28 protein-coding genes are annotated in these 23,990 nt (G+C 57.7%); 20 read left to right on the forward strand and 8 right to left on the reverse strand.

The annotated features are described in order from the left end of the window. The first annotated feature begins 39 nt into the window (after positions 1 to 39). Complete coding sequence (locus tag AC1DF8_RS22025; protein ID WP_478154982.1) at positions 40 to 402, forward strand: hypothetical protein; 363 nt, start codon at positions 40 to 42, stop codon at positions 400 to 402. A gap of 405 nt (positions 403 to 807) precedes the next feature. Here AC1DF8_RS22025 and AC1DF8_RS22030 read toward each other — a convergent pair whose 3' ends face one another. After that, positions 808 to 1,017: a hypothetical protein gene (locus AC1DF8_RS22030; protein WP_478154983.1), complete on the reverse strand. Its 210-nt coding sequence runs from the start codon at positions 1,015 to 1,017 to the stop codon at positions 808 to 810. 368 nt (positions 1,018 to 1,385) lie between these two features. Here AC1DF8_RS22030 and AC1DF8_RS22035 point away from each other — a divergent pair, with 368 nt between their 5' ends. Genes AC1DF8_RS22035 through AC1DF8_RS22045 form a run of 3 tightly spaced genes read left to right on the forward strand, consistent with a single transcriptional unit; the run spans position 1,386 to position 3,320 of the window. Then, positions 1,386 to 1,919: a nutrient deprivation-induced protein gene (locus tag AC1DF8_RS22035; RefSeq protein ID WP_478154984.1), complete on the forward strand. Its 534-nt coding sequence runs from the start codon at positions 1,386 to 1,388 to the stop codon at positions 1,917 to 1,919. Then, a complete protein-coding gene (locus AC1DF8_RS22040; protein ID WP_478154986.1) occupies positions 1,912 to 2,328 on the forward strand; it encodes a phage holin family protein in 417 nt (138 codons plus the stop codon). The genes AC1DF8_RS22035 and AC1DF8_RS22040 overlap by 8 nt, the downstream gene beginning before the upstream one ends. Continuing rightward, positions 2,328 to 3,320 carry a DUF3618 domain-containing protein gene (locus AC1DF8_RS22045; RefSeq protein ID WP_478154988.1) on the forward strand — a complete coding sequence of 331 codons (993 nt, stop codon included), beginning with the start codon at positions 2,328 to 2,330 and terminating at the stop codon, positions 3,318 to 3,320. Before AC1DF8_RS22040 ends, AC1DF8_RS22045 begins: the two co-directional genes overlap by 1 nt. A 265-nt stretch (positions 3,321 to 3,585) precedes the next feature. On the opposite strand, the gene AC1DF8_RS22050 is transcribed toward AC1DF8_RS22045, so the two are convergent. Next, positions 3,586 to 4,746, reverse strand: a complete 1,161-nt coding sequence (locus AC1DF8_RS22050; protein WP_478154990.1) for a helix-turn-helix domain-containing protein — start codon at positions 4,744 to 4,746, stop codon at positions 3,586 to 3,588. Positions 4,747 to 5,520: 774 nt separating this feature from the next. Between AC1DF8_RS22050 and AC1DF8_RS22055 the strand changes: the two genes are divergently transcribed. Then, positions 5,521 to 5,856, forward strand: coding sequence for a hypothetical protein (locus tag AC1DF8_RS22055; protein ID WP_478154992.1), 336 nt, complete (start codon positions 5,521 to 5,523; stop codon positions 5,854 to 5,856). 220 nt (positions 5,857 to 6,076) lie between these two features. Here AC1DF8_RS22055 and AC1DF8_RS22060 read toward each other — a convergent pair whose 3' ends face one another. Then, a complete protein-coding gene (locus tag AC1DF8_RS22060) occupies positions 6,077 to 6,310 on the reverse strand; it encodes a DUF6894 family protein (RefSeq protein ID WP_112543299.1) in 234 nt (77 codons plus the stop codon). 491 nt (positions 6,311 to 6,801) lie between these two features. Here AC1DF8_RS22060 and AC1DF8_RS22065 point away from each other — a divergent pair, with 491 nt between their 5' ends. The 4 genes from AC1DF8_RS22065 (at position 6,802) to AC1DF8_RS22080 (ending at position 12,417) form a co-directional block, all read left to right on the forward strand. Beyond that, the gene (locus AC1DF8_RS22065) at positions 6,802 to 7,170 is read left to right on the forward strand and encodes a response regulator (RefSeq protein WP_478154994.1); all 369 of its coding nucleotides are present in this window, start codon (positions 6,802 to 6,804) and stop codon (positions 7,168 to 7,170) included. 122 nt (positions 7,171 to 7,292) lie between these two features. Continuing rightward, complete coding sequence (locus AC1DF8_RS22070) at positions 7,293 to 8,342, forward strand: FecR family protein (RefSeq protein ID WP_478154996.1); 1,050 nt, start codon at positions 7,293 to 7,295, stop codon at positions 8,340 to 8,342. 32 nt (positions 8,343 to 8,374) lie between these two features. After that, the gene (locus AC1DF8_RS22075; RefSeq protein ID WP_478154997.1) at positions 8,375 to 11,089 is read left to right on the forward strand and encodes an EAL domain-containing protein; all 2,715 of its coding nucleotides are present in this window, start codon (positions 8,375 to 8,377) and stop codon (positions 11,087 to 11,089) included. An 860-nt stretch (positions 11,090 to 11,949) separates the two neighbouring features. Then, a complete protein-coding gene (locus AC1DF8_RS22080) occupies positions 11,950 to 12,417 on the forward strand; it encodes a ProQ/FINO family protein (protein ID WP_113210932.1) in 468 nt (155 codons plus the stop codon). 186 nt (positions 12,418 to 12,603) lie between these two features. Here AC1DF8_RS22080 and AC1DF8_RS22085 read toward each other — a convergent pair whose 3' ends face one another. The 3 genes from AC1DF8_RS22085 to AC1DF8_RS22095 form a co-directional block, all read right to left on the reverse strand. After that, the gene (locus AC1DF8_RS22085) at positions 12,604 to 12,831 is read right to left on the reverse strand and encodes a hypothetical protein (protein ID WP_112543303.1); all 228 of its coding nucleotides are present in this window, start codon (positions 12,829 to 12,831) and stop codon (positions 12,604 to 12,606) included. Positions 12,832 to 13,193: 362 nt separating this feature from the next. Next, positions 13,194 to 13,406 carry a hypothetical protein gene (locus AC1DF8_RS22090; protein ID WP_112543304.1) on the reverse strand — a complete coding sequence of 71 codons (213 nt, stop codon included), beginning with the start codon at positions 13,404 to 13,406 and terminating at the stop codon, positions 13,194 to 13,196. Positions 13,407 to 13,689: 283 nt separating this feature from the next. Beyond that, a complete protein-coding gene (locus AC1DF8_RS22095; protein WP_183882323.1) occupies positions 13,690 to 13,983 on the reverse strand; it encodes a hypothetical protein in 294 nt (97 codons plus the stop codon). Positions 13,984 to 14,214: 231 nt separating this feature from the next. On the opposite strand from AC1DF8_RS22095, the gene AC1DF8_RS22100 reads away from it, so the two are divergent. From AC1DF8_RS22100 to AC1DF8_RS22115, 4 genes are all read left to right on the forward strand, one after another. Then, the gene (locus AC1DF8_RS22100; protein ID WP_478154999.1) at positions 14,215 to 14,460 is read left to right on the forward strand and encodes a hypothetical protein; all 246 of its coding nucleotides are present in this window, start codon (positions 14,215 to 14,217) and stop codon (positions 14,458 to 14,460) included. 374 nt (positions 14,461 to 14,834) lie between these two features. Next, the gene (locus tag AC1DF8_RS22105; protein WP_478155001.1) at positions 14,835 to 15,503 is read left to right on the forward strand and encodes a sigma-70 family RNA polymerase sigma factor; all 669 of its coding nucleotides are present in this window, start codon (positions 14,835 to 14,837) and stop codon (positions 15,501 to 15,503) included. Then, complete coding sequence (locus tag AC1DF8_RS22110; RefSeq protein WP_112543307.1) at positions 15,500 to 16,153, forward strand: ChrR family anti-sigma-E factor; 654 nt, start codon at positions 15,500 to 15,502, stop codon at positions 16,151 to 16,153. The genes AC1DF8_RS22105 and AC1DF8_RS22110 overlap by 4 nt, the downstream gene beginning before the upstream one ends. Before the next feature lie 1,026 nt (positions 16,154 to 17,179). Beyond that, complete coding sequence (locus tag AC1DF8_RS22115) at positions 17,180 to 17,434, forward strand: hypothetical protein (protein WP_478155003.1); 255 nt, start codon at positions 17,180 to 17,182, stop codon at positions 17,432 to 17,434. Between the two features lie 927 nt (positions 17,435 to 18,361). On the opposite strand, the gene AC1DF8_RS22120 is transcribed toward AC1DF8_RS22115, so the two are convergent. Next, positions 18,362 to 18,625, reverse strand: a complete 264-nt coding sequence (locus AC1DF8_RS22120; RefSeq protein WP_478155005.1) for a WGR domain-containing protein — start codon at positions 18,623 to 18,625, stop codon at positions 18,362 to 18,364. Between the two features lie 172 nt (positions 18,626 to 18,797). On the opposite strand from AC1DF8_RS22120, the gene AC1DF8_RS22125 reads away from it, so the two are divergent. The 7 genes from AC1DF8_RS22125 to AC1DF8_RS22155 all read left to right on the forward strand — a co-directional run bounded on the left by AC1DF8_RS22125 (position 18,798) and on the right by AC1DF8_RS22155 (position 23,059). Next, a complete protein-coding gene (locus AC1DF8_RS22125; protein WP_478155006.1) occupies positions 18,798 to 19,250 on the forward strand; it encodes a MarR family winged helix-turn-helix transcriptional regulator in 453 nt (150 codons plus the stop codon). Between the two features lie 41 nt (positions 19,251 to 19,291). Beyond that, on the forward strand, positions 19,292 to 19,693 hold the full coding sequence (locus AC1DF8_RS22130) for a DUF1398 domain-containing protein (RefSeq protein ID WP_478155007.1): 402 nt from the start codon (positions 19,292 to 19,294) through the stop codon (positions 19,691 to 19,693). 348 nt (positions 19,694 to 20,041) lie between these two features. Next, positions 20,042 to 20,293, forward strand: a complete 252-nt coding sequence (locus AC1DF8_RS22135; RefSeq protein WP_478155008.1) for an AbrB/MazE/SpoVT family DNA-binding domain-containing protein — start codon at positions 20,042 to 20,044, stop codon at positions 20,291 to 20,293. Then, positions 20,290 to 20,688, forward strand: a complete 399-nt coding sequence (locus tag AC1DF8_RS22140; RefSeq protein WP_183881744.1) for a type II toxin-antitoxin system VapC family toxin — start codon at positions 20,290 to 20,292, stop codon at positions 20,686 to 20,688. The genes AC1DF8_RS22135 and AC1DF8_RS22140 overlap by 4 nt, the downstream gene beginning before the upstream one ends. A 773-nt stretch (positions 20,689 to 21,461) precedes the next feature. After that, on the forward strand, positions 21,462 to 21,773 hold the full coding sequence (locus AC1DF8_RS22145) for a DUF982 domain-containing protein (protein WP_112971320.1): 312 nt from the start codon (positions 21,462 to 21,464) through the stop codon (positions 21,771 to 21,773). Positions 21,774 to 21,937: 164 nt separating this feature from the next. Further along, positions 21,938 to 22,384, forward strand: a complete 447-nt coding sequence (locus AC1DF8_RS22150; RefSeq protein ID WP_478155010.1) for a transposase — start codon at positions 21,938 to 21,940, stop codon at positions 22,382 to 22,384. An 81-nt stretch (positions 22,385 to 22,465) separates the two neighbouring features. Further along, the gene (locus tag AC1DF8_RS22155; RefSeq protein WP_478155012.1) at positions 22,466 to 23,059 is read left to right on the forward strand and encodes a hypothetical protein; all 594 of its coding nucleotides are present in this window, start codon (positions 22,466 to 22,468) and stop codon (positions 23,057 to 23,059) included. Between the two features lie 537 nt (positions 23,060 to 23,596). Here the strand turns inward: AC1DF8_RS22155 and AC1DF8_RS22160 are convergent. Beyond that, positions 23,597 to 23,968 carry a DUF2147 domain-containing protein gene (locus AC1DF8_RS22160; RefSeq protein ID WP_478155014.1) on the reverse strand — a complete coding sequence of 124 codons (372 nt, stop codon included), beginning with the start codon at positions 23,966 to 23,968 and terminating at the stop codon, positions 23,597 to 23,599. Between the last annotated feature and the right edge of the window lie 22 nt (positions 23,969 to 23,990).

A 23,990-nucleotide genomic window follows, 5' to 3' on the forward strand; every position in this document is an offset into this window, starting at 1 on the left:
CGGGGGTTGAAGGAGGTCATCAAGCAAGGAGACCACGTGATGGATTTGGGCGAACGACAGAAAGACGCAGAACAGATCACCGAAAGTGCAACGCAGGCAAGACAGGGTCATCGAGGCCGTCCGGTTCTCGTCGTGCTCGTGAGCGCGCTTGCCCTTGCGGCTGTAGCTTGGAGCGTCTCGGAATTCTGGGGCGAAAGCATCGATAAGGATCCACAGGCGACCGCCTCGACAAAACCTGATCCTATCAATTCCCAGCCGAGTGGCCCCAGCGCCTTTGACGACAACCCAGCAGTCGGCGCAGGCAGGCCACCGCAGGCCAGCGACCGCGATCCCACCCCCACGGGAAATGGCGGCGGCCCGACAATGGTGACGACACCGAGCGGTACCTATAAGGTCCGTTGACGCGGGCTTCCTTGATAAACTTATCGCGGGACAGCAGGTGCTCCAAGGTGGCGAATTCGGAACGTGGCAGCTTGCGCTCCGATGTTTGAAGGTCGCCGGCCGCCGCAGCTGACCGCTATTTCCAGTGGCCCCGGAGAACGAGGTTCCGCGCGGGCGTTTGCATGGTGGCCGGGTCATAAGGGATTGGCCACCTCCGGCCGCGCGCTTCGGAAGACGGCGTTCGGACTGCGCAGATCGCGAAAGCCGTTCTCCGCGTGCAGCGGAGCGGGAAATATTCAGCCTGGTCTAGACGCGAGAGCGGTTCTCTGCGGGATGGCTTTCGCCGTGATGATGGATCGAAGTGCAGCGAATGGCCAAGGCGGGTAGGTGAAGCAGAGCGAGCCTCTGAGCATGGCTCATCGTTGGCTAGAGCCGCTCCTCCCGCAAAAGCTTGGACAGTTCGTCGTCATCGCGAACGCCGAACTCAAACCAGTTAAAGAGTGCCCTCGCTGCTGCCTGTCCACGATCACTCGACGTATCGCAATCATGTTCAGTACACCAATCTTCGAGGATGCGGTCCAGTTGCTGCAGTATCTCGTTCGTCAGCGGCTCTTTCGGCCAGTCAGTCTTACTCATAAGGGGTTCCTCATTGATCTGCTGCTTTGTGGCCGCTCCGTCGCGGCCGAGGCACCGGTGGAGGGTTAAGCGCGGGCGCGCGCAAAAGGTTTCCACACAATGTGGTGTGGCGAACTGTGGCGGGGAGCTGAATGCCTCTCGAGATCGGTTTTTGCAAAATCGCACAGCATGGCGGGTCCCGCAGACAAGGGACCTCGCCACCCAGTCGAGACCTTTGAGGTTCTGGAGCCGCTAGACGGTCTCTTCAGCATTCCCTGTACGGTGGCACAACATTCGTCACCGGCCCCGCGCAAACGGGAAAAGCCGGAACAATCCTGTCCGATCGAGGTTGGTAGACATCCAAACAGCAGACAAAAGGGAGCAAGACCATGCCGGAAGATGTCAAATCTCCGCAGGATCATCCAACAACCCGTAACACCACGGGAGGCCCTGATGCGCCAGGCTCCACACAGCCGGCGCCGACGCTCAACGATCTGAAACAGAAGGTATCTGAAGATCTGAACCAGGCAAGGGACGCCGTCTCGGAAAGCAAGGCGACCGTCATGGGCAAAGTCGAGGAGACGGTCGTCGATCAGAAAAACTTTGCAGCACGGCAGGTCGGGGGCATCGCAAGTGCGCTCGAGAAAGTTGGCGACGAGCTGGAGAGCGGCGATCAACGCGATGTCGGGCGCTTTGCCAAGCGTATCGGTCGCGACATTCAGGCAATCGCCACCGACATGGAAGGAAGGGATCTCGGTGAGATCGCCGGCATGGCGGAAGATTTCGGTCGAAGAGAACCGGTCGCCTTTCTAGGTGCTGCAGCTTTAGTCGGTCTGGTCGCAAGCCGGTTTCTAACCGCCTCGGCAAAACGGTCGAGGACGCCGACTGCATCCGCTCAATCAGGAGGAAGCAACAATGGCTAAGGCAAATGAGAACACGCCGCTATCGGAATTGATTGGCGGTCTTCTCTCCGATGTCACGGGACTGCTGCGAAAGGAAATCGATCTGGCAAAGACGGAGGTTTCCGAAAAGGTCAAGAAGGCCCTCAGTGGCGTCGAGTTCCTGATGATCGGGCTCGTTCTGGCTATTGGTGCCGTCGGCGTGCTTCTCAGCGCGCTGGTAAGCGGGCTGGCGGTCGTGCTCTCGCGATACGGTATCAGTGAAGTGAGCGCCAACGCGCTTGCAGCCGTCATCGTCGGCTTGGTTATCGGTGCAATCGCCTGGCTTCTCATCTCCAGGGGCATCGCCGCCCTGCGAGGCACGGAGCTCACGCTCGACCGCACCACGGCATCTCTTCGTCGCGATGCCGAAATCGTTAAGGAGAAAGTGTAATGGCGCAATCTTCCGACAAATCTTCGGCCGATCTGCAACGCGAGATCGACACCGATCGCCAACGGATCGAAGCCCGTATCGACGCCATCCAGGAACGCATGTCGCCCGGACAGCTCGTTGACGAGGTGATCGCCTATGCAAAGGGCAGTGGCGGCGCCGACTATATCACCAATCTTGGAAAAGCGGTTAAGGCCAATCCCTTGCCTGTCGCCTTAATGGGCGTCAGCCTGGCCTGGCTCGTAGCCAAGCAGGGAACGGCGTCGCAACAGACCCCAGCAGCCGTCGACAGACAGAACCTGCCTCTCTATCCCGCCCGCGGAACGATCAGGCGGGTGGGGCCGCCGGAGGAGATTCGCGGGGTCCGCTACAGCCATTTTACCGACGAGGCCGGAGAGCGGTTCAAGGCATTGAYGGATGAAACGGGCCGGCGCGCCGGCGATTTTCTCGATTCGACCGGAAAGGCTTATCGCGGCTTCTCAGATGCCGCTGGCGAACGCGTGTCGGCCATTCGCGATGAAGCCGGCTCGATACTCGATGCCTCTCTCGGCTGGGCGTCCGATACGTGGAGCACCGTCAAGGACGCCGTTGGCGGCGCCGCGCAGTCGATTGGCGACGCCGCGGGATCGATATCGAGTACCGCAACATCCACGGGAACGGCACTGCGCGAGCAATCGGGCCGATTGAACGATGCCATCCTCTCCCACTTCCGCGATCAGCCTCTCGTCGGTGGCGCTCTGGCATTTGCGGTCGGCGCCGCAATCGGAGCGGCGCTGCCACACTCACAGCAGGAGGACGAGGTTCTCGGCGAGGCGGCAGACGCAATCAAGGCGAAAGCTGCAACCCAGATTGATCAAGCCGTAGACCGAGGCAAAGAGGTTGCTTCGGATATGGTCGACAAAGCTGTATCGCTGACGGCCGACGTTCACGATGCCGCAAAGGACCGCCTTGGCGAGGAGATCAATGCTCTGAAAAACAAGGATGCCGCTCGATAGGGTGCGACAGTGTGCTGAAGCGCGATGTTCCGGCTCGTGCGTCAGCACGCTCATCCCTGGCACGCTCTTTTTCGCGCGGACCTGTGCAATTGCCGCACTGGCACCGGGCAGTCCACGCAGCCAATTGACGAATCGGGTGCGACAGGGTCGCCAGCTGTGGGCGCCGACAAGCGTCTGCGGCCGGGTTCGCTCCAGCTTTCAACAAGCCTCGCGACCGAGACATCGTCGCTGGTAAAGCGATGATGGTCGCGGATAAATTCCCCAGTCAGTTTGTATGAACCCCACCCAATAACTTCGCTGAGATGGAAGGAATGGAAGACGTCTCCGCCGTCTCTTCATGAAGAGGCAGTGCCATCAGCCGCCAATATTCAGCTTCCGGGACACCATAGGCTGGACCCGCAAGAACGGCGAGCTTGTTGCGATCGCGGATGACGATCTGATTTCGAGTTGATCTTATCATGCCGTCACCCTCCAGGATGTGAAGGGCGTCCGTCACAGACGATCTTCTGACGCCGAGCATCGTTGCGAGGTACTCGTGGGTCAGGTTGAAACTGAAGCCGCGAACGCGATCGTGCACCATGAGCAGCCAGCGCGCCAGACGCTGGCGAAGTTCAAACTTGCCGTTCGCAAGTGCAGTATAGCTGACCTGGACAGCCAACGCTCGCGCGAAGCGTGAGGCCAGAAGGCGGAGGCTTGGCATCTGTGCCGCGGCCTGACGAAAATCCTCCGCCGCCATCACCACCGAATAGCCCTCAATCTGCATGAGCAATTCGTAGGGTGTCTGCGGATCACCCACGGCAAGTCCGTAACAGGTCATGCATTCATGACCGATAAGGCCGCTCTCGATCCGCGTTCCGTCCGGCGCAATAACAATAACCGAAGCGATACAATCCAAAGGAAAATAGACACGTGAAACCGCCTGGTTCTGGAGCTCCATCAGTGATCCGCGCGGGACAAACACCTTTTGCATCAGCGGTGCCAGCGTGTTCAGTTGGTCAGCGGACAAGGCGCTAAGAAGGCGATTTTCGCGCGCCTCTTTTTGACTCACCGACTCTCGATAAGTCGCATTCAGCAATGCGGATGCGAGGGCATCATCTTCAAGCGGTTTTCGAAGAAGAATCTTGTCTCCGTGCCTGGCCGGAACAACTTGGGGGTCGTAGCCGGTTGCGAAAATAAACGGCAGCGCGAGCCTCTCTAGCTCGTCTGCCACCGGAAAAACCATCTCGCCGCCAAGATTGATATCGAGTATTGCCCCGGCAAGAAGCTCGGCATTCTGGATTTCCCTCAAGGCACTCCTTACGTCGGCGACCGGCCCGATCACATCGATGCCCATCGTGCCAAGACGCGAAGCAAGATCGGAGGCGATATAATAATCGTCCTCGACAATCAGAACACGTTTGCCGGAAAGGGTCTGTGGCTGTTCCATCTCGCACACGGTTGAGGTTAACGGTGGCGCCTACAACGCTTGCCGAGCGCCAGCCGGCGCAGCTGCTCCCGAACAAACGGTCGCAAAGCCAAGGAAGTTCCGTACTTCTGCACGTATTGATTGGGGCTCTTGGGGCCTTTTACTCACTGCGAGGCCCCGGTTGCTGGTTGCAAAACGTCGTCGTCGCCGATCCGCTTTCCTCCGAGTGGATCACACCGAAGCGCTTTCCGGTACATTGCCGCCCACAAAGATCATAAAGCCACCGTGCTTCTCCAGTCGGCCAGACAAGGGCCGGTCGCAGACAGGACGCGGACCGAGGATGGTAGCAGCGATCTGCATGGTACCAAATATCTGCTTAGGCGGTAAGCCAGATGATCCTGCCGATGACATCGCTTGGTGAGCGCCACGGCGATGCTTCGGGACGCAAAAACCCCCTCGACCACGAGACATGACCACTTAAAACAGCAAGGAACTACATCTTGCGTCCGGTTTTTGTGCTGAAGGCACGGGGGGCGCCGGACTTAGGGTCACCCGTGACGGCCAGGGGAGGTGCCTTCTACCGATAGCTGGAACGGCTCTAGAGGCGCGTTGGCATTGCGCACTGCCAGACATCAAAGGGCGAGTGTTGATCGGAGATGCTGTTTGCCGGAGGCTTTGCTTCCAGCCTTGTTGGAAATCGATCCGCTTTGAGCGGAACCTTGCGGGCAGGGTGCGGTTTGGAAGCGGTCTATCCGGGGGGCATGGTTGGGTGAGTGAGCCCACTGGAGGTGATTAATGCGACGAGTTTTTATTGTAGGCATTCTGACCGGCCTTTCCTGTGCGACATATGCCCATCAAGCGCCGTCCGGCTTCCAATACGCCCCCTACTGCTGCAATGGCGACGGCGAGAGCGGGGATTGCCAGCCGATCCCGTCGGAGGATGTCAAGATCGACGGTGCCGACTATAAAATCGCACTCAAACCAGGAGATCATCGAATGGCGACCCGCCTGCACTTATTTTCCGTTCCGCAATCGAAGGCGATGATGTCTGTGGATGGCTTCTATCACCTCTGCCTCTTTCCCAATGAAGATGTCGTACGTTGCTTTTACGCGCCTCAAATGAACTTCTGAAACCCCCGAGACCCGTGGTCTCATGAAGACAAAGCGAAAGAGGATCGGCCGCTCATCCGTGTCGATGGAGTTGCGCCCGGCCCCATCTTGAACCCGCGGCAAGTCAGCGGAGGGCAACGATGGAGAAGCTCGTGACTTTCGGCTCCGACACGCCGATGGGCCCAGCCGGCCGGAGTGGCTAGCCTCGCCAGGCGGCGTAGGCGCGTCGGGCTAGAGACCATCACGTTAGCCGGATGACGTCCCGGAACCGGATCGTAGCGACGAGCCTACCGGCTTCGTCCGTGATCTCGAAGCGCATTCCGTCAATATGTTCTTCCTGCAGTATCATTTCGGCTACCATTTCTCTGGCCGAGCGACGCGCTTCCGACCGCGCGGCCTCGAGCGAGGGCAGGTCCATGCCATCTTGGTCAACATCCTCGATGTTCTTTGATCGAATATTGAAGAAAAACAGCATTTTCGGCTCCTTGCCTGCAAAACGGCAGACACCTCAACTGGTTCCCCTCCGCTCTTCAGGAACTCACCGCGTGTCGCAAACACCCTCCCATCTTTTGTCTATTGGGCAGCCGAGCAGGCGCCAACGGTGAGGCGCTGATCACGATGCTGATCGGGGACTTTATTGGACGCTGGGCGAGGCGCGTCAACGCGCTACCTCCAACCCGAGTACACCAACGGGATCGACTGGCCTGGTTCGATTCCCTGGTTCGAACAAGAAGCATCAGGTGTCAGGCAACATGCCTTAGCGGTATTTGCAGGAAACGAACCGGCAAACGCCGTCATTGGCATGATCAAGATCTTTGTGCCTGTTTGTAGCAAGGGTGAACCCCCGTTCCATGGAACGGCTCACACGATTTCGTCGATTGACCGGCAATCATGACGATAAGATCAGTCTTCCGCAGAACTCTCGGGTCCGTTCTGCGTTTTCAAGATCAAAGCGGGGTGTCAAGGATGCGCGTGCTGATCATCGAAGATGAGCTGGAAATTGCCGTTGTGATCGAGGACGTTGCCCTTAAGCTCGGGTTCGACGTGGTTGGACTTGCGAAAAATGCAGCCGAGGCGATTCAGATGGCGGGTGATGCGGATATCGCAGTCGTTGACGTCCGCCTCGCCGACGGCTTGTCGGGTCCACAGATTGCGCAGGAGCTAGTCAGCCGCTACGGTGTTGGTGTGGTCTTCCTGACTGGGAATCCGGAACTGGTTCCAACCGACCTTCGCATATCCGTCGTGACGAAATCGCCGGATCCAGGCGCTATCGCGAAAGCCTTGAGCGATGCCGCAGCGTCGCGGCAGCCGCGATCAAATCCAAGATTTAAATAAAGATTTCTTGAGCATGTTGTCTGCTACCGTACAGAACATTCAAACGGCGAAATCCCGCAACACTTAATAATCTTTCGTCAATACTGCCATGGTCTATTTCCCCTGAATTCATGGGGAGCAACATGCTGGCAATCCTTCGTTTCTTGATCCTCGTTTTTTTTGTGCCTGTTGCAGCGATCGCGGCGGACGAGGATTGGCGTGTCGCCAAAACCTCGGGCCAAGTCAGGTACACGCTCGACCGCGCGACCTGGGTTGATCTGCATGCTGGCGACGCCGTTCCCAACGCGGCGTGGATATTGACGGGGCCCCGGGGCCGCGCGCAGCTCGTCCGTGGCGTTGAAAGCATAGGTTTCCAACCCGGCACGATGGCTTCGATCACCACGACCTCGGGCTTCTTCTCCAGGAAGACACAGGTCGTCCAGCAGGTTGGCGCGCTGGATCTGGAGATTGAAAAGCGCAGCCAGCCTCATACCACGGTGCAAACCCCCTTTCTTGCGGCCGTGGTGAAGGGCACAATATTCCATGTCAGCGTTGGCAAGACGAAGGCTTCGGTATCCGTGGATCGAGGGCTTGTGCAGGTCACGTCTTTTGCCAGCGGCCAGCGATCGAACGTCGGGCCTCGCCAGAGTGCCACAGTCGACGGAGCACGCGGTATGACGGTAGCAGGCAAGGCTTCCGCTCCGTCGGTGACTTCGGTTGCACCGTCTGTCGCCCTGGTCCCGGCTGTCGGAGCTGCAAAGCTCTCCGGTAAGGCGGCAAAGGAGGCAAAAAGCGGCGTGTCCAGCGCGGATGCGACGTCCGAGGCACCCGCCGGCAATGGCAAAGGCAAAGGTGATAGTCGTGCCAGCGGAAATGACGGCCGCAGTTCCAGCAGCGGCAATGGAGGCGGCAACAGCAATAGCGGCGGCAATGGCAGCGGTCATGGCGGTGGCAGCGGCAATTCCGGCAATGGCAACGGACATAGCGGCGGCAGCGGCAGTTCCAGCAGCGGCAACGGAAATAGCGGCGGCAGCGGCGGCAATTCCGGCAATGGCAATGGCGGCGGCCAAGCCAACGGCGGCAAGGGAGCGAGCGGCAACAACGGCAGCGGCAACAATGGACATGGCCAGGGCGGCGGCAACAGTGGAAAGGGAAACAACGGCAACGGAAATGGGCAGGGCAAGAACAAGTGAGAGCGATCGCGTGCTTGCGGTGGCTAAACGTCTTGCCTATCTCCGGTACGTCTGTCTTGCGGGCCGCCGTCGTGCTCATGATGCTGGCCCTGCCGCTGGCCGCTCCCAGCATCACGCCGCTTAAACAGATCAATGACAATCTCATTGCCGAGCGTTTTCGCTGGGCACCGCGTCACGCGAGCGGAAGGATCRTCTTCATTGCTATCGATAAGAGCAGCCTGGACGCAGTCGGCATCTGGCCTTGGCCGCGAAGCACCTACGCAAAGCTGCTCGACAACTTGGCCGCTGCTCAGGCCAAAGACATCTTCTTGGACATCGACTTCTCCAGCCCCTCCGTCGGGGAGGAGGATCGGGCCCTCGCATTGGCACTCTCCAATGCGGGCGGGGTCCTATTGCCGGTTTTCCGCCAGCAGCTCGCAGCGGGCTCAGCGCAGACGACATTCTCCAAGCCGATCCCCGATTTCCTTCAGGCCGCGTGGCCCGTACTCGCCAACGTTCACCTTGATGCAGACGGCTCGGTCCGTGAGTTCGACCTTGGTGGGCAGCTGGACGGCAGTCCAACTTCATCAGGCGCTGTCGCTTTGGCGGGTCGCTCGGAAACGTCCGGAACCCTGCCGATCGATTATTCGATCGCACCTGATACCATTCCGAGCTACTCTCTTTCGGACGTGCTGAATGGCAGGGTCGCGGAAGCGCAGCTCAAAGGGCGAGCCGTCATCGTTGGCGCTTCTGCCGCTGAACTCAAGGATTTTTTCTCCGTACCGGTTTACGGGACGCTTCCCGGTCCGCTCATTCATGTTCTCGCTGCCGAAACGCTGCTGCAGAACCGGATCCTGGCCCATCCTGACGCAATGCCTTTGGAGCTTCTGCTCGCTGCGGTTTTGATCGTCGTTATCTTGGCGACGCGCTTTGTGTCCATGATCGTCATCACAGGCCTCGCCGGTGTCGTGCTCGTTTCAACAGAAGTCGTCGCATTCCGCCTCCAGGCCGATGCCGGCTTGCTCGTGGGGACGGCAGAGTGCTGGGTACTTGTCGGGCTGGCTTGGGTGCTGGCCCTCAACGAGCGGGTCGACCTCAGCCGGATGCTTGCCCTGCTGACAAGCAGCGAAAGCAGGAATGCCCGATGGCTGATGCGGTCCATCATTGCCGGCAGTTCGGACGGCGTTATCGCCTTCGACAGCGCGCTTAGGGTTGTGGAAATCAACCAATCTGCGAAGTCAAGCCTCGGCATAGAAAAACACGCGTTTCTTCCCGACAGCCTCGATCCGGTCACGGCCGCCGCGCTTGGAGATTTGCTTCTGCGGCGCGACAAGGAGCCAGACAAGGTCCAATCCGCGGGCGTCGAATTCCGCCGACAAACGGGCGATGGAGATGCGTTTTTCGAGGCTTCGATAACCGTTTCTCCCATCGACGTGTCTCCTACGAAGCCAGCATCGTCCTTTGCCGGATGCGCAATCATTCGCGACATCACCGCCAGGACGCGCTACGAAGATAATCTGAAGAGGCTCGCTGAGCGCGACGAGCTGACGGGCCTCTTGAACCGTCGCGAATTTCTGGCGCGCCTGACAGGTGCTGACGGAACTATTGCGGTCATCGACGTCGAACGCTTCTCGACGATCTGCGCAACCCTTGGGCGCAATGTCGGTGATGCCCTTCTGAACGCCGTTGCCTCCAGGCTTGCGTCAACTTTCCGGGAGGCTCCGCTGGCCCGGATCGATGGCGATCTCTTTGCCGTTTTTCTTGCAGGACCGGAGACACCGGCCGCGCAGGTCGAATGCGTTCTCGGCCTGTTCGAAGAAGCGATCGTACTTGACGCCCTGTCCCTGACGGTTGCGGTCAGGCTCGGGCTGGCCCGATCGATCGCCGACGATCCGGTGGCGGCATTGCATGCAGCAGAATCCGCGCTGCACGCAACGAAGCAAGCAGCCGGTCGTTGGTCCGAATTTGACCCGGCAACCGCCTTGCGACAGCTGCGTTCACGTCGGCTGGAGATCGAGATGCGCGATGCGCTGAGGAAACGAGAATTTTTCCTGCTCTTCCAGTCGCAGGTCGACCTGGCAAGCGGAGACTTCGTCGGCGCAGAAGCGCTGCTTCGGTGGCAGCATCCAGAACTTGGAGCGATCTCGCCCGCGGAATTCATTCCCATTGCCGAATCCTCTGGTCTGATCTGCGAGATCGGCCGCTGGGTTCTGATGGAAGCTTGTGCAGAGGCGGCGAGATGGCCGGCCGGAATTATTTCGGTCAACGCCTCATCGATCCAATTCGAGCGTTCAGACATGGCCGCGGAGATCGAGGCGGCACTGACGTCGAGCGGTCTACCGGCATCGCGCCTCTGTGTGGAACTGACGGAGTCAGCCTTTATTGGCGATGGCGGGCGCTCCAGGACGAAGATGGCCGCCGTCCGGCAGACCGGTGTGCGGATCGCGCTTGACGATTTCGGAACCGGCTATTCCTCCATGCGCTATCTCGCCGACCTGCCGCTCGACAAGCTGAAGATCGATCAGTCCTTTGTTCGAAGAATGACCGGGGAGGCTGGGGTCCTGGAAATCGTCAAGGCGATCATGTCGATGGCGCATGGCTTGGGTCTGGATATCATCGCCGAAGGAATTGAAGGGAAGAACGAGCTGGATGTGCTTCGTCAGCTCGGATGTAGAACAGGGCAAGGCTATTTCTTCGCAAAACCGCAATTTTCAGATCAAATGCTGAGGCAATACGGTCTATCTCTTGCGTCACAGGTTTCAGCCTGAAGCTTCTCAGGTGGTGCCAACCACGCTTCGAAAACCGCGAACTGATGAACGTGCACGTTAACTTTGGCTGCGCGTGGCCAGTTGGCAGCACCGCCTGTCCCTATCTCACGCCAACCGTCAGGAACGCTGATCATAAGGCCAATTTCGTCAACTGATCTAGCCGCCTAAGAGCACGCTTTTTGCGAAGTCTCGGCTGCGAGCTTGAAGGATCAGCTCAAGGCACGCGGCTACCGTTGAGCCGGTGGCAATGACAGAAGCCGAAGGCCTGGTGGATCGATCTTGCAGAAGAGAGGCTCGAAGAGCATCTGCATATCTTCGCTCCGAGATCTATTGCTGGGGCGAGGCCGATCCGCTGTCGAGGAGGCTTACCGCGTTCGATCCTTTCAAGGCCTGGCCGCTTTCGTAGTGGACCGGGACATTGTGGCCTGACATTCCTCTATGCGCGCAAGGATCGAAAATTCCTCGGGCATCTTGTGTTGGTTTGATCCGACCAATGCAAGCGTCCAATATTCGCGATCCTCGCCAAAGACGGTCGAAACCTGAACGACAACTGGTTGCGCCTCCGGTTGTCTGGCGACAGCCCAGTAATAGGCGCCGGGTTCCAACCCAATCATTTTATCGGTCCTCATTTATTGATCGGCCAAAAGCGATCCGTTGTGTGAGAGAGGCCAAGATGATGATTCGACCTCTGTCGAGAGGAGACCACGATTCGGGTCGCAAGCCAGCATTTGTCCGCTGGCGTACGGTGGGCGCTCCGATTGAAGAAAAAAAGCTGCCTCCAGAATACGAGCGTGCCAATTTTCATCGGTTCGTTAAATTCCTGTGACAAGCGAGCGAGGACCTAAATGACGGGGGAACCAATGACAAGGCGCTGGACCGAAAGCTGTAGCCCGATTGCCGCCACGCAGCGTGATGTCGATAAAGCGGGGGCGATCAACGCGCTTCTCGTTCGACCGATCAACGTCTTGCCGCAGAAGGCTGGTGATCCCATCCGGCCCTTTGCGCGGGGTATCTTCGAGGACATCCGGCCTCTACTGAAGCCAGAGGTCGGCGTGACGAAGCTGAGACGGGCGACCGCAGTCTATGTCCGGCTGAAGCGCTACTATTTTGCGAGCGCCCAGCCCGACGCGATGCGACATGATCTGGAAGGCGCCGTCGTTGAAGCAGTGTCCGAGGCTGATCGCCTAGAAGCGCAACGCCGCTTTCTCGAAATGAAACAGGGCGGGCTTGCGGTCGAGAAAACGCCAGACTCCGAGCCCCCACAACCCACCAAGAACGAGCTCATCAGGGCCGCCCTTCTTAAGCGCCGTTCTTCGCCCTCGAAATAGACGGCTGCCAAGACGGGTCGAACCTTGAGGAACAAGCGAAAGGATGCAGATCGATCCTTCACTTCGGTGGGATGACGACCTGATCCATCGGCCATGGCGGTGCGCCTTGATCGGTCGCCAACGGGCGGCTCCTCCATTAGTAAGCTCGGCCACGGCGCTGCCATCTTGTCGGCAGCCGGACGAAGGTTATTCAAAACCGATGAAGCGCACCGTGCATTCTCCATAGGAATGAATGATGCGAAAGAGGCCGCTCGCCGCATTGGTATTGATGTGCTTTTGCGGCGTGTGCACGACGATGCGAAGATGTGCTTTCCTCGGCCGGTCCGTTACATAGGACATCTGCCCTTCTTCACTGACCAGCACGTCGAAGATTTCGGGCGCATCTGCCCCTTGCCTGAAAATCTCGATCAGCATAGCGCCTCGCCCCTACTGTCTCACGGAGGGGAGGTTAGCCGACTTTCGGTCAGGTTGAATCACCCTAATCCCTACCCTTTTGGGGGGCCGGGACCTACGCCCGCAGGCTGTGAATAAGACCTACCATCACTCACCGCCGGTTCTCGTTCGCCGAAGTCGACATGGCAAGATAGCTCCTTTCGCCCCTCACGGCTCCTGTTCCGGTTGGCAGCGTCACCGTTCCGCGTAGGCAAGCGCAATCAAGGTCATGACAAGTGGCCTTCGCTCCTGCACCGAAAAAAGCGCTGCCCTGGCGCCGAACTCCCTCCAAATGATATTGCACTATGCGGCAACAGCATCCAGCGCGTTTTCAACGCCGCAACTCAGAAGCGGAGGTCTTCCGTTATCGCATGGATGGAAGGCGTGCGTTTCTTCGCCGCCATCAAAAGGTCGAGCTCGATCGACGACGGGCCGAAACGCTCAAAAATGGCCTTGGCGCTCTCTCGGTCGAGAGCATATTTTTGTTCAAATTCTTCGAGGGAATAGGGCTGGCCGCGCACAGGGCGCTTGCGCTCGGATGTCGTCGCCACGGTCATTCAAAACTCCACAGTTTATTGGGGGCGTAATGGAACAGCTTCTTGATTGTTCCGCCCCCGCGACGTGATCGGTCGCACGGAGAATCCCAGGTTTGCGCGGTCAGGGAGGAAGCTGCAAGAGAAGGCCACGATGATCGACGGCGCGTCTTCCAAGTCGGCAGAATAACGAGCCTTCGTGTTCTTAAACCAACCCTAAGCCGGCCGGCCGCGCGGGAACGTACCCCGCGCGGTTTGATCGAAGTCTAGCCGTGCGCTCCGCTGACCAGAGAACGCTGGAACTTGCTTATCGGCATTCCTCCTCCAACGTGCCATCGGCCTTCCGTTCACGCCACTCTCGCGTTCCCTGCTGCGGGCATTCTGCCTTTGGGGGGCGCACGACAGTGACGCTACCTGTTTCGACTGGGTCGATCGGGATTGATATCCCACCCTGATCATAATCCTGCCGGTACCGGTCGGTGCCTGGCGGCATGCCACCGAAGCGGCCACTGGAGTCCATGTCGCCGAACGTCTGGGCGAGCGCGGGAACGGCCCCGGAGGCGGTGAGAATGATCGAGATAGCTGCGATGAACCTGCGCATAACGGTCTTCCTTTTTTGCTTGCTCGACTAGAGAAATCGCCGTCGGCCGTGCTTGTTCCAGGCCCGTGCTCTGCTGCTGCACATATTGGACCTGATAGACATACCTGGTGCCCGCGCGGGTCTTCGTCACTGTCGCCGCTTTGTCCCACGTCCGGCATCTCAAATCGCCTTCCGCAGCGGTCTTGAACGAAAGCCTATGGGTTGCTGGGGTTAGAAAAAGAGGCCGTAAGTTTGTTCAAGGTGATTGAGGGCAGACTTTATGGCGCGGCGGCACTTTATGCCGGGGCCGACCAAGTTTCAAAGCTTCGTGTGGAAGGGCAAAGGCGTTTGCAACAAACCGATCTCGAAGGCTTCGAAGCTCGCGAACGTGTGACGGGCATTGCTATCCCCTCATCCGTGGGGTTCTTCAAACTTCAGATCGGTTTTGCAATCCATTTCTCTGTCGCAGTTGTCGCCACTACCGGCCCGATTATATAACCGACCACTATTGGCCGTCGTGCGTCAACAGGTCTGCCATCGCCTGAAAAGCCCCTTGGTATCAGGCGCTTTTAGCGTTGCCGCTGGCTCGGCGGCCGTCTCGACGAGCGCGTGAGTTTCTTGTCTGTTGCTTCCTCTTCGTCAAGTTGGCTTTGCGCAGCGGAACGGCGCCCTTCAGACCGACCTGTTTGCCCAGGCATTCAGCGTGCCGTGACAGGCGATCTCGTCATGCTTGACCGAATGGGCGGAGCAGATCAGCCCTGTGGCGGAAATCAGGGGCACTAAATCACCGCCGGCAGCCAAACGTGTCGGCGACCATGACAAAGTGCCACTCTTTTTTGTGATCTGGTTTTCCTGGGCTGCGTAACATTCGCATGAACACATATCTGCGGATTGGATCCCGTCGAGCTGACTGCGCCAAGGCAATCGCGCGGCCAAAGCTGGGCAGGGAGCGAAAGGCCAGAGCTTTGGAGGATGAGAGGCTTGCTCTCGGCGCGGACCAGATGATTGGTTTGATGTCGGCGATAGCGAACTCGCGTGATGTTGGCGCATTCGAAATCCTATACGGGCATTTCTATCCGCGAGTGCGTTCTTACATGATGCGGATGACGAAGGGTGATCGCGTTCTGGCCGAAGAATTGGCTCAGGAGACTATGATGCGCGTTTGGCACAAGGCTGCGCTCTTCGATGCCGCCAAGGCGCAGGCGTCGACGTGGATCTACACGATTGCAAGAAACCAGATGATTGACTCTGCTCGTAGAGGCACGCGACCGGCGTTCGACGAGAACGATCCAGCTCTCGTGCCGGATGAGCTTGAAACGGCAGACGCGAAGATCGAGCGAGAGCAGGACGCGGCAGCATTGAACCGCGCAATGATTGCCCTGAGCGGTAAGCACATGGAGGTTTTGCGGATGTCGTTCTTCGACGGTCTCACGCATTCGATGATAGCTGACAGACTAAACCTCCCTATTGGAACAGTGAAATCGAGGATCCGACTTGCATGCGAGAAACTACGCCTAGCGCTTCAGGAACAAGCCAAATGATCGCACATCATCTCGATGGTGACATGCTGATGCAATACTGCGCGGGCACCCTTGCCGAGGGATGGAGTGTTGCCGTCGCTACCCATCTCGCCTTATGCCCCGCATGCCGATCAGAAATGCGGACGCTCGAAAGCGTGGGGGGGTACTTTCTTGAACGCGAAAATGCGGAAAGAGACGATGTCACTGAAAGCTGGCGTCGTGTTAAGGACAAGATCGAGGCAGGACACATGGAAAAAGCCGTTCGAATGAAAAAGCGTTCCTCGTCCGATCTTACCTACCCGGAACCGCTCAGAACCTATATCGACGCTGCAGGTGGCTTAAGGTGGCGCTCACTCGGCCGGGGTGCCGCGCAAATGATAATTCCGATCGGGGACAAGACGACGTCAGTTAGATTGCTTAAGATCCCCGCCGGTCAGCCGGTCCCGGAGCATTCGCACGGCGGGCTGGAACTCACGCTTGTCCTCGATGGGAGCTTTAGCGACGAAATCTCGACTTTTGGAAGAGGGGACATAGAGATCGCTGACGGCAATCTAACGCATCAGCCGAGAGCCAACCCTGGGAGAGACTGCATTTGTCTCGCCGTCACCGATGCCCCGCTCCGATTCAAGAGCAGATTGTTGCGGCTCATACAGCCATTGCTGGGGATCTGACTTCTGACCAGGAGAGACGCTCGTCGCTCCTGCTGATCCAAAACCGCTAGGTTGAAATGTCTCGGCATAAATCGCGAATACCTGACCAAGTATAAATTACATCTGATCGAGACTTATAACCGGCCCTTCCTCAGTTGAGCCGTCGACCTCGCCGCCCAAAAAAATGGCGCCCACGCCCGCGATCTGGAAAGCGTCGACGGTCGCTCCTATCTCATGCTCCATAGGAACTAAGGGACGTCATCATGCCAGAACCCATCGATCGTCTGGAAGAAAGTCCTCTTGCCGAGATCCTGCCCCCGGCGAGACTCTCGAACCGCGGAACCGTCCTCTGCGATTGCTGCCGTCAAAGAAAGAGCATGTGCGACTTCGACGAGGATGGTTTCGGCATCTGTTCAGAATGTTTCTGCTCCGACGTAGCCCCGATGGATCTCATGGCTCGGTTCCGAGACGACTAGCTGATTCTTCCGAGCGCGTACCTACGCTGAGATAAGACGTGTTCTTCATCGCAGCTGGTCATCGCTCCTGATTGAGCAATCAAGGGCTCGGTGCGCCAGCGTACTAGAATGCGTGCGACCTTCCTAAAAGCTGCCCTATCGCGTAGAAATGTCGTCATCATCAGCATACGGAGATCGTTGGCGCTGAAGGCTAAGTGTTTGTGGGTGCACCCCTCGACCCGAAAATGAACGGGTATATCGTGCTTCACTTCCGAAATCGTTCTGCTCGAGCAAAACTCCAAGAATTGGCCCGACGTTATGTGACAGCAGACCAGGGGACGGAGCGGCTTGCCGAACGCGCGCTCCAGGTCCTCTCCGATAATCCTTCGCTCGTCGATGAGCGCGACGTTAACAGGGCAATGATTGCGCTGGTTCACAAGCTTGCTCAGGAACAGCTCCAAATAACTGGCATCCTGTCAAGATGCGCGAACGGGGACGCCACTTAAGAGCCCTGAACGAACCCTCATCTACCGTGCGGGTGCAGCGGTCCAAGTGCGCGTTGGCAAGATATGAGCAAAAAAAGAGGGACGCCATGGGTGTTGCGACGACAAATTTCGAAGACACCATGTATGGCATCGAAGCGAATCTGTTGGTTCTGCGAGCTGCCTCGGCTTTGACGGCTGCAGGTATTCCGATAACGCGCCAAAGTATTGAAGAATATATGGGCCGATATTTTTCGAGGGATCTGGTAGACAAGCACCGGGTCGAGATCAATTTCATTATTGTTGACATCCTGGCAAGTGTTAAAGACCTCGACAAAGGATTCGCCTGGAATATGGATGGCTGACGCTATGAATGGTCGCTGCCCGCGTCATTCGGCGTCTCGCCTATTTTGGTCAGCACATGTGACGATGCCTATATCCGCTCGACAATCGAAGTGTCGCCGGTCTCCTCATGATAACGAGGCATCGGAGACGAGCAGCTTTGCGCGCGATCATTCCTAAGCGTGCCGCTGATCCTGGGGCTGCATGCTATTTTGCGGCCTGAGCTGACTTGTATCCGGTGCGGGTGTCCTGGATGCTTTCAGTCTTTCTCTCAGCAACAATAGCAATATCCCGGATGCAATGAAGCCCTGTAGGGACAAGTAGGCGCAGAAGATCCACCAGAACATGTTTCACCCATTTTTCAAACTCGGCGGATGTGACATAGGACAGCGGATATCGAGGAAAACAGGGACCAAAGTCTGATGCTGTCGCCCCAAACGGTCGCCGATCGCGGCGCGTGTTCAGGATGGCGATGCTTCAGGAGCGAACCCTGCTTGCGCGCAGTAACGATAGGCAGCGAAGAGCAAGTGTAAAACGGCAATGGCATTGGCTCCTGAAACTCACCGCACCATGACCCGCAAACGGTTCGGCCGGACGTTCCTGCGAGCGCCAGGAGGTGGTGCGAGGGCCATCCAACACGCTGACGAAACCGCTCGCCCGATCGGAGGCTCCTCGCCGAAGGCCGGTTGCGAGGTCCCGCGCAACGGATATCGACCGGCTAGAAATTCGCGCGGAGGATTTAGGCGCCATGCCAAGCCGTTCATTGTCAAAACAAAGCAGTGCAGGAGATTGGAGGGCGCCGCTCGCGAACAGTCGATCTGGTGCGATCCAGTTCTCTAGCAGGGTCAGGATAATGCGCCCGTTTCCGTTTCAGAAGCGCACGCGGCTGACAAAGGTTCTACGGACTGACTTTCGGCCAGAGCTGGCTTACCCCTAATACCCTCACGGTCTCAGCTACGCTCCCGAAGCGCCCCGACGGGGACATATCCCCTCCTGCGCTTCCTGCGGGCAATATCGAGGAAATGTGATATCGCCTGCTCTTCGCTGGAAAAGAGTTCACTCTTCTCACCGCCGGCCTTGCCGATCCGGCCCCAACTGCGCATGACCGCGATCTCTCCGAACAGCGTTGGCTGGATCGACAAGGTATAGTAGCGCGCCATGTTTTGCGTCTCGTCGATACGCTGGCAGTAGAGCTGGTAGAATTGGGTTGTCATACCTGCAGGATCGCCAGCTTTACTTTGCGCGTCCAACGACAAGTTTGAATCGATCCGGCCGAACCGATTCATTAAGATGATGGATGGGAGGCTGGCCAGACCCCGCCCATGGAGGCATAGTTGACTAGGAAACTATATTGTGATTGTTTCCAAGTCAGCGGGGAGGTGACTGATGAAGGCGGTTTCCGAATTGACCGATCATACCGGGTTCTGGATGCGTATGGTGTCCAACGCCGTATCGCAGGCATTCGCCCGCAAGGTCGAGACTGAAGGCGTCACCGTGGCGGAATGGTCGTTCATGCGGGCGCTATACGACAAGGATCCTACGCCACCATCGATCCTGGCGAACAGGATGGGCATGACCAAGGGCGCCATCAGCAAGCTTGCGGAGAGGCTGCTGGCAAAAGGCCTGATCGATCGGACGGAAAGCGCCAGTGACAAGCGTGTTCACAGCCTCTGTCTGACGAAAGAGGGAAAAGCCAAGGTTCCGGTTCTAGCCTCGTTTGCCGACGCAAATGACATCGAGTTCTTCGGTGTGTTGACAAAGGAAGAGCACAAAAAGCTCGACCGCATCCTGAGGGATCTCGCCGAGCGGCGCGGGCTTAAAACGACCCCGGTGGACTGACCGCGGGGCACAGTTGAACATCGCTATGAAAGGAACCCGCCATGGACGCGGAGCGCATTTCTATTGCCGAAACCTGCCTGCATGCTGCCCATAGTGGCAGACTGAGCTTTCCGGAGATCGTTGGCAAGCTGACCAACGCAGGCTTTGAATGCTACATGGTCGACTATCGTCGGAACAGTCAGACCTACTACCTGCCGGACGGCGACAACGTGACGATGGATATGGAGCCCTCCGCAGGGAGCGTCACCGAAGCCTTCGACCCCACCGAAATCGAGCGCCTGGTGCGGTGGGCGCAGGCGAATCCCGCAGACTACAGCTACGTCGCCTTCAGCGAAAAAGTGAAGGACGCCGGCTGCGCGGGGTACCTCGTCTCGTTCCTGGGCCGCCGCGTCGTCTATTTCGGGCGCACCGCAGAGACACATGTCGAACGCTTCCCGAAGTAATGGGATAGGTTCGTGAAGCTCTGCGGATTTCTGACCGGCACGCTAGCTCAAACGATCTGTGCTGAACTCGGATGGACGAAGATACTTTTGCACCAACAACGCGCAAAAACGCGGCTCCGCCGCCTTCCGCCTTTCAGTATCTCGCTGCAGATAAATTCGCTCGGCAGGCACCAAGCTTGACTCACCGCTCGAGCGGAACCCATCCGGAGCGACGAAGGTGGCCATTCCCTGGTTGAAGCCGGCATGTGTCGCCATCCTCAGCTTTACCGGAGCGGACATTTCCATTCATCGCTTGAAAGTAAGAAAAATTTACATTACTTTGTCGCAAATGCAGTGCGGAGAACTTTCATGCCTTCAGTTGCTCTCTCCATGAAAGGCCAGGTTACCCTTAAGCGCGACCTCCTTGCCCATCTTGGTGTGAAACCCGGAGAACGGATCGAATTCGAAAAGCTGCCTGGCGGCGAGTTACGAATCCGCGCTGTCCGGGCGACCGGCACGATCGGCAGTTTTATCGGACGGCACGCCGGCAAGTCCAGAAAGGCGCTGACCATCGAGGAAATGAACGAGATAGCTGCTGAGGGCTGGAGCGACGACGCGTGAAAATCGCGGCCGATACAAATGTCCTGGCGCGGGCGGTTCTGCAGGACGATCCGCAGCAAGGCAAGGCAGCTGCAAAGCTTCTTGAGGAAGCCACACTAATCTCTGTTTCATTGCCAAGTCTTTGCGAGCTGGTCTGGATCTTGCGGCGCGGCGCGAAGCTGTCCAAAGACGATATCGCTCAGACAATTCGCGATCTTCTGGTCACGGCGAAGGTGTCGATGGACAGGCCTGCCGTCGAAGCGGGTCTGGCTGTCCTTGAAGCCGGCGGCGATTTCGCCGATGGCGTCATCGCTCATGAAGGAGCGTGGCTTGGCGGGGAGACCTTCGTGTCATTCGACCGAAAAGCGACTGATCTGCTTAAGCTTCAGGGTCGGCAAACGCTTCTGCTGAGCTAAATAAAATTCGCCACGCGGACGAGAAGTCTTGGAAACCACAACTATAAGTGGTTGATCGCATAATATGTATTATGGAACCAGCCACTTCTGAGTTCCGGAGCTATCACAGGACGAAGTTACAGGAACTAAAAAAGCACCTGCGGCCCGGTAAGATCTACCGTCGGAAGGATCTCGCCCAATGGTCGTCGTCCGTCGATCGGCATTTACAGCAGCCGGTGGCTGAAGATCACCTGACGACGCTATCAACCTGATCGAGACCTTCGTGAAGGACGACCGTTATCTCGTCACCTCGCGTAATGCCATAACAGCTTTAGTCGAAATACTTGTCATGACGTACTGCGATAGATTCCTGAAAGCAACGGGATCGTCATGATGCCTCTCAGGGCGTTCCGCCCGCATGGATTATGGTTCACAAACAATTAACAAGCCAGGCGAGGTAAAAGAGTAGAAATACCGAGCGCGTCGAGCGCGCTCAATTTGATCCGCCACAATACCTTTTCGGATAGCGGTGATATGCACAGTCGCGCGATACCAGGTTGAACGCTTCCGGTTGCATTCAACTACGAATCCACGCATCTCGTTATCGCTGCCTTCGTCCACGCCGCAACAACGGTTGATCGCAGCTTAAGGGCGCTCCGACGCATGGTCGTTGAGCGCCCTTGCTTTTGTAACGCACAGCTTCAACGAAGGTTGGTTCTGCAGAAATATTCAATTTTAAATTAAATAATTCGCGCGTATGTTGCACGGAATTTAATGCCTTGGGGTTGAGGGCCATGTCCTGGGATACGTCATCGACATTTACGCCGATCGGCATTGTTCGGCACGGTACAGCAACGCGAAGGGTTGTGCGGACGCTGGGGGATGCAGCCCATCTCCTCATGAAAGATTGGCCGTCTGATGACGGCGAGGAGTATGTCGCTGCCGTGAAAGCCTGCGTCGACGCGATTACCGGAGAAATTTCCCCAGATCAATTTCGTGAAATCTTCTTGCTTGCTGCCAATGAGGCCGGAATTACCGCTCTAACGGTCGTGCATCATGAACTGGAGCGACCTCAACCTGGCCGGTCTTCCCAACAGTGCAATTGACGTCCAATTTCGAAGCTCCGATCGACCACAAGAAATTCAGGCCGCTGGCAATCTGTCTGCCGCACTCCTTCGGTGGAGGCGGGCTCATCGGGGTTTTCGATGCCGCGACGTTGACTCCAGCCCCGACCTGGTCGAAAACGCGTGGAACAACATGAGGATCATCGATGGCCGACGAAGAACTCCTTGCACCGTCTGATAACATCACAACAAAGACTGAAGCGGAGTCCGCTCGCGGCAAGCGGTCGAGGTCTAAGAAACCAACGGCGGCAAAGGCTGACTCGACCATTCAAAAGACGGCAAAGCCCAAGGCGCGCGGATTGAGTGATGACGAGAAGCGCGGGAAAATCAATCAAGTTGAAGCTGCCATTGCCGGTGGCGAAACATTGAAGGATGCCGTAAAGGCCGTGGCGATATCCGACCAGACCTACTACACGTGGAAGAAAGCCCTTGCTGTGGCGCCTCCCGGAGCGTCCGCGAACACTGCCACGTTGGACGGCGAACTCGCTGAATTTGCCCAGCTCGAGGAAGAAAATCGCAGGCTGCGGAAGTTGCTCGCCGAAAAACTTCGCGACGAAAATACCTCGCTGCGCAAGCGGCTAGGTATGAACTAGGCAAGGCTTCATGTTTGAGATGACTTCACCAACGAGGCAGTAGGCACTGCGCTCGATCAATTGATGTGAAGCTGGGGAACGATGAGAACAACACAGCGCAACTTCGTCGTCGAATACAAGAATCGGCGGCAGGCCCAAGTTCGATCTCCATCCATTTGGGGCAGCCTCGATCTGCGGGCCGTTGCGCTGCAGATCGAAACTGATGGCGTCTTGCCTGACGTCGATGGGGCGGACGCGGAACCTGCCAATGCTGTGGTTCCCGGCTTAGCGAGTACGTCCTCGATGGAGCCTTGTGTTCCGACCGGAACGATCCTGACCGAGCGTAATTTAGCCCTGCAAGGGCTGGACCATGAGCTTCCGGCCATCGATACGACCGCGGCGCATGACAATCCGCCAATAGCAATTAAGCCTGTTCGTTCTTCCAAGCCTGACAATCGCGCCTCTTTCCCGGAGCGCGTAGTCGGGGGACGCCTCGAAGTCTTTGCCCACGATAACGGCGAGGACGATCTTAACGCACTCGAGGAGGAGAACCGCCGGTTGAAGAGGCTGATGATCGTCAAGTTTCGTCAGGAAAATGCCGAGCTGAGATCGATGCTGAAGCGGTTCGGTGCCGAACATGTGGAGCGTTCTCTCCGGACGGCGGCCCGTTGGCCCAACAAGTCGTTCGCGACCTAGCTGGCAGCCGGCGGGATGGCCACCTTCATAGGGGAACTTGAGCTCTTAGACAGGCTGCGCTTCAAAGCGCTCGCGGCAAGAACAGGCCGCGCGGCCGATAGCATTTGCGAGATGCGCCAGGGACCACTTCTCGCGTGAAACTGGGCGAGAAACTTTGGGAGCATCAGGCTATGCATTGCATGTCCTGGACACGGTTCCCGTACTAGCCTGGATCATCATACGAGGGTGGACCGTACAGCCGACTTTAGTGGGGTCAGGGCTTCAGTCCCCCGGCTGCACGGCCCGCGTATGAAGCCCGGCGGCGAGGTAAAGTTCCCGCATCAAATGCGCCTCGATGAATCAACGTTTCTACGTGGTTAATGTCCGCAAAGAGACGCCTGGCCTGCCTTAGGCAGTAGGTAGGAACAATTATGCGTTTCTGAAGTTGTCGGAGCGGGATCGCGCGGCGGGTGTTTGCCAACCTTCGACACCCTAACCTCAAACTGTGCGATCCCGCCCTGCCCGACCGGGCTTCGAAGCGAGCATGAGCGTCAATCCTCACTTAATCCGCGCCCATTCCACGCCCTTGCACAGGAGGCCGGCAATGATGCATCCCTTCGTGACCATCTTGTCTCCATCTACCGTTACCGTCAGGCTGTAGGTTAGGTTACGCTGTGGATCAAAAGCTGTGCCGGAATAGACCCCGCTCGTGCCCCTCTTGATGGTCATGACCAGCTTGTCGCCCTGTTTTTCCTTGGGAGTCCCTGGCTTTATCCACGTGTTGATTGCGCAGAGATCGGGGCCACACGGCGCGATCCTTACGCTGGCATTCCCGTCGCCTCGCGCCCACCGACCTTCGATATCGGTGGCATTTGCCATGCCGTACAAACAAAGGTTGATAGCCATGGCCGCCGGGATCATTGGTGTCATCTTTGCTCTCCTTGGTTGCGCG

It is taken from the genome of Rhizobium sp. 05N49 (genome assembly GCF_056396805.1).

Excerpts from the sequence above, each read along its gene's own strand:
- AC1DF8_RS22025 (WP_478154982.1), top strand. The coding sequence starts at position 40 with ATGGATTTGGGCGAACGACAGAAAGACGCAGAACAGATCACCGAAAGT.
- AC1DF8_RS22030 (WP_478154983.1), bottom strand. The coding sequence starts at position 1,017 with ATGAGTAAGACTGACTGGCCGAAAGAGCCGCTGACGAACGAGATACTG.
- AC1DF8_RS22035 (WP_478154984.1), top strand. The coding sequence starts at position 1,386 with ATGCCGGAAGATGTCAAATCTCCGCAGGATCATCCAACAACCCGTAAC.
- AC1DF8_RS22040 (WP_478154986.1), top strand. The coding sequence starts at position 1,912 with ATGGCTAAGGCAAATGAGAACACGCCGCTATCGGAATTGATTGGCGGT.
- AC1DF8_RS22050 (WP_478154990.1), bottom strand. The coding sequence starts at position 4,746 with ATGGAACAGCCACAGACCCTTTCCGGCAAACGTGTTCTGATTGTCGAG.
- AC1DF8_RS22055 (WP_478154992.1), top strand. The coding sequence starts at position 5,521 with ATGCGACGAGTTTTTATTGTAGGCATTCTGACCGGCCTTTCCTGTGCG.
- AC1DF8_RS22060 (WP_112543299.1), bottom strand. The coding sequence starts at position 6,310 with ATGCTGTTTTTCTTCAATATTCGATCAAAGAACATCGAGGATGTTGAC.
- AC1DF8_RS22065 (WP_478154994.1), top strand. The coding sequence starts at position 6,802 with ATGCGCGTGCTGATCATCGAAGATGAGCTGGAAATTGCCGTTGTGATC.
- AC1DF8_RS22070 (WP_478154996.1), top strand. The coding sequence starts at position 7,293 with ATGCTGGCAATCCTTCGTTTCTTGATCCTCGTTTTTTTTGTGCCTGTT.
- AC1DF8_RS22080 (WP_113210932.1), top strand. The coding sequence starts at position 11,950 with ATGACAAGGCGCTGGACCGAAAGCTGTAGCCCGATTGCCGCCACGCAG.
- AC1DF8_RS22085 (WP_112543303.1), bottom strand. The coding sequence starts at position 12,831 with ATGCTGATCGAGATTTTCAGGCAAGGGGCAGATGCGCCCGAAATCTTC.
- AC1DF8_RS22090 (WP_112543304.1), bottom strand. The coding sequence starts at position 13,406 with ATGACCGTGGCGACGACATCCGAGCGCAAGCGCCCTGTGCGCGGCCAG.
- AC1DF8_RS22095 (WP_183882323.1), bottom strand. The coding sequence starts at position 13,983 with ATGCGCAGGTTCATCGCAGCTATCTCGATCATTCTCACCGCCTCCGGG.
- AC1DF8_RS22105 (WP_478155001.1), top strand. The coding sequence starts at position 14,835 with ATGAACACATATCTGCGGATTGGATCCCGTCGAGCTGACTGCGCCAAG.
- AC1DF8_RS22110 (WP_112543307.1), top strand. The coding sequence starts at position 15,500 with ATGATCGCACATCATCTCGATGGTGACATGCTGATGCAATACTGCGCG.
- AC1DF8_RS22115 (WP_478155003.1), top strand. The coding sequence starts at position 17,180 with ATGGGTGTTGCGACGACAAATTTCGAAGACACCATGTATGGCATCGAA.
- AC1DF8_RS22120 (WP_478155005.1), bottom strand. The coding sequence starts at position 18,625 with ATGACAACCCAATTCTACCAGCTCTACTGCCAGCGTATCGACGAGACG.
- AC1DF8_RS22125 (WP_478155006.1), top strand. The coding sequence starts at position 18,798 with ATGAAGGCGGTTTCCGAATTGACCGATCATACCGGGTTCTGGATGCGT.
- AC1DF8_RS22130 (WP_478155007.1), top strand. The coding sequence starts at position 19,292 with ATGGACGCGGAGCGCATTTCTATTGCCGAAACCTGCCTGCATGCTGCC.
- AC1DF8_RS22135 (WP_478155008.1), top strand. The coding sequence starts at position 20,042 with ATGCCTTCAGTTGCTCTCTCCATGAAAGGCCAGGTTACCCTTAAGCGC.
- AC1DF8_RS22145 (WP_112971320.1), top strand. The coding sequence starts at position 21,462 with ATGTCCTGGGATACGTCATCGACATTTACGCCGATCGGCATTGTTCGG.
- AC1DF8_RS22150 (WP_478155010.1), top strand. The coding sequence starts at position 21,938 with ATGGCCGACGAAGAACTCCTTGCACCGTCTGATAACATCACAACAAAG.
- AC1DF8_RS22155 (WP_478155012.1), top strand. The coding sequence starts at position 22,466 with ATGAGAACAACACAGCGCAACTTCGTCGTCGAATACAAGAATCGGCGG.
- AC1DF8_RS22160 (WP_478155014.1), bottom strand. The coding sequence starts at position 23,968 with ATGACACCAATGATCCCGGCGGCCATGGCTATCAACCTTTGTTTGTAC.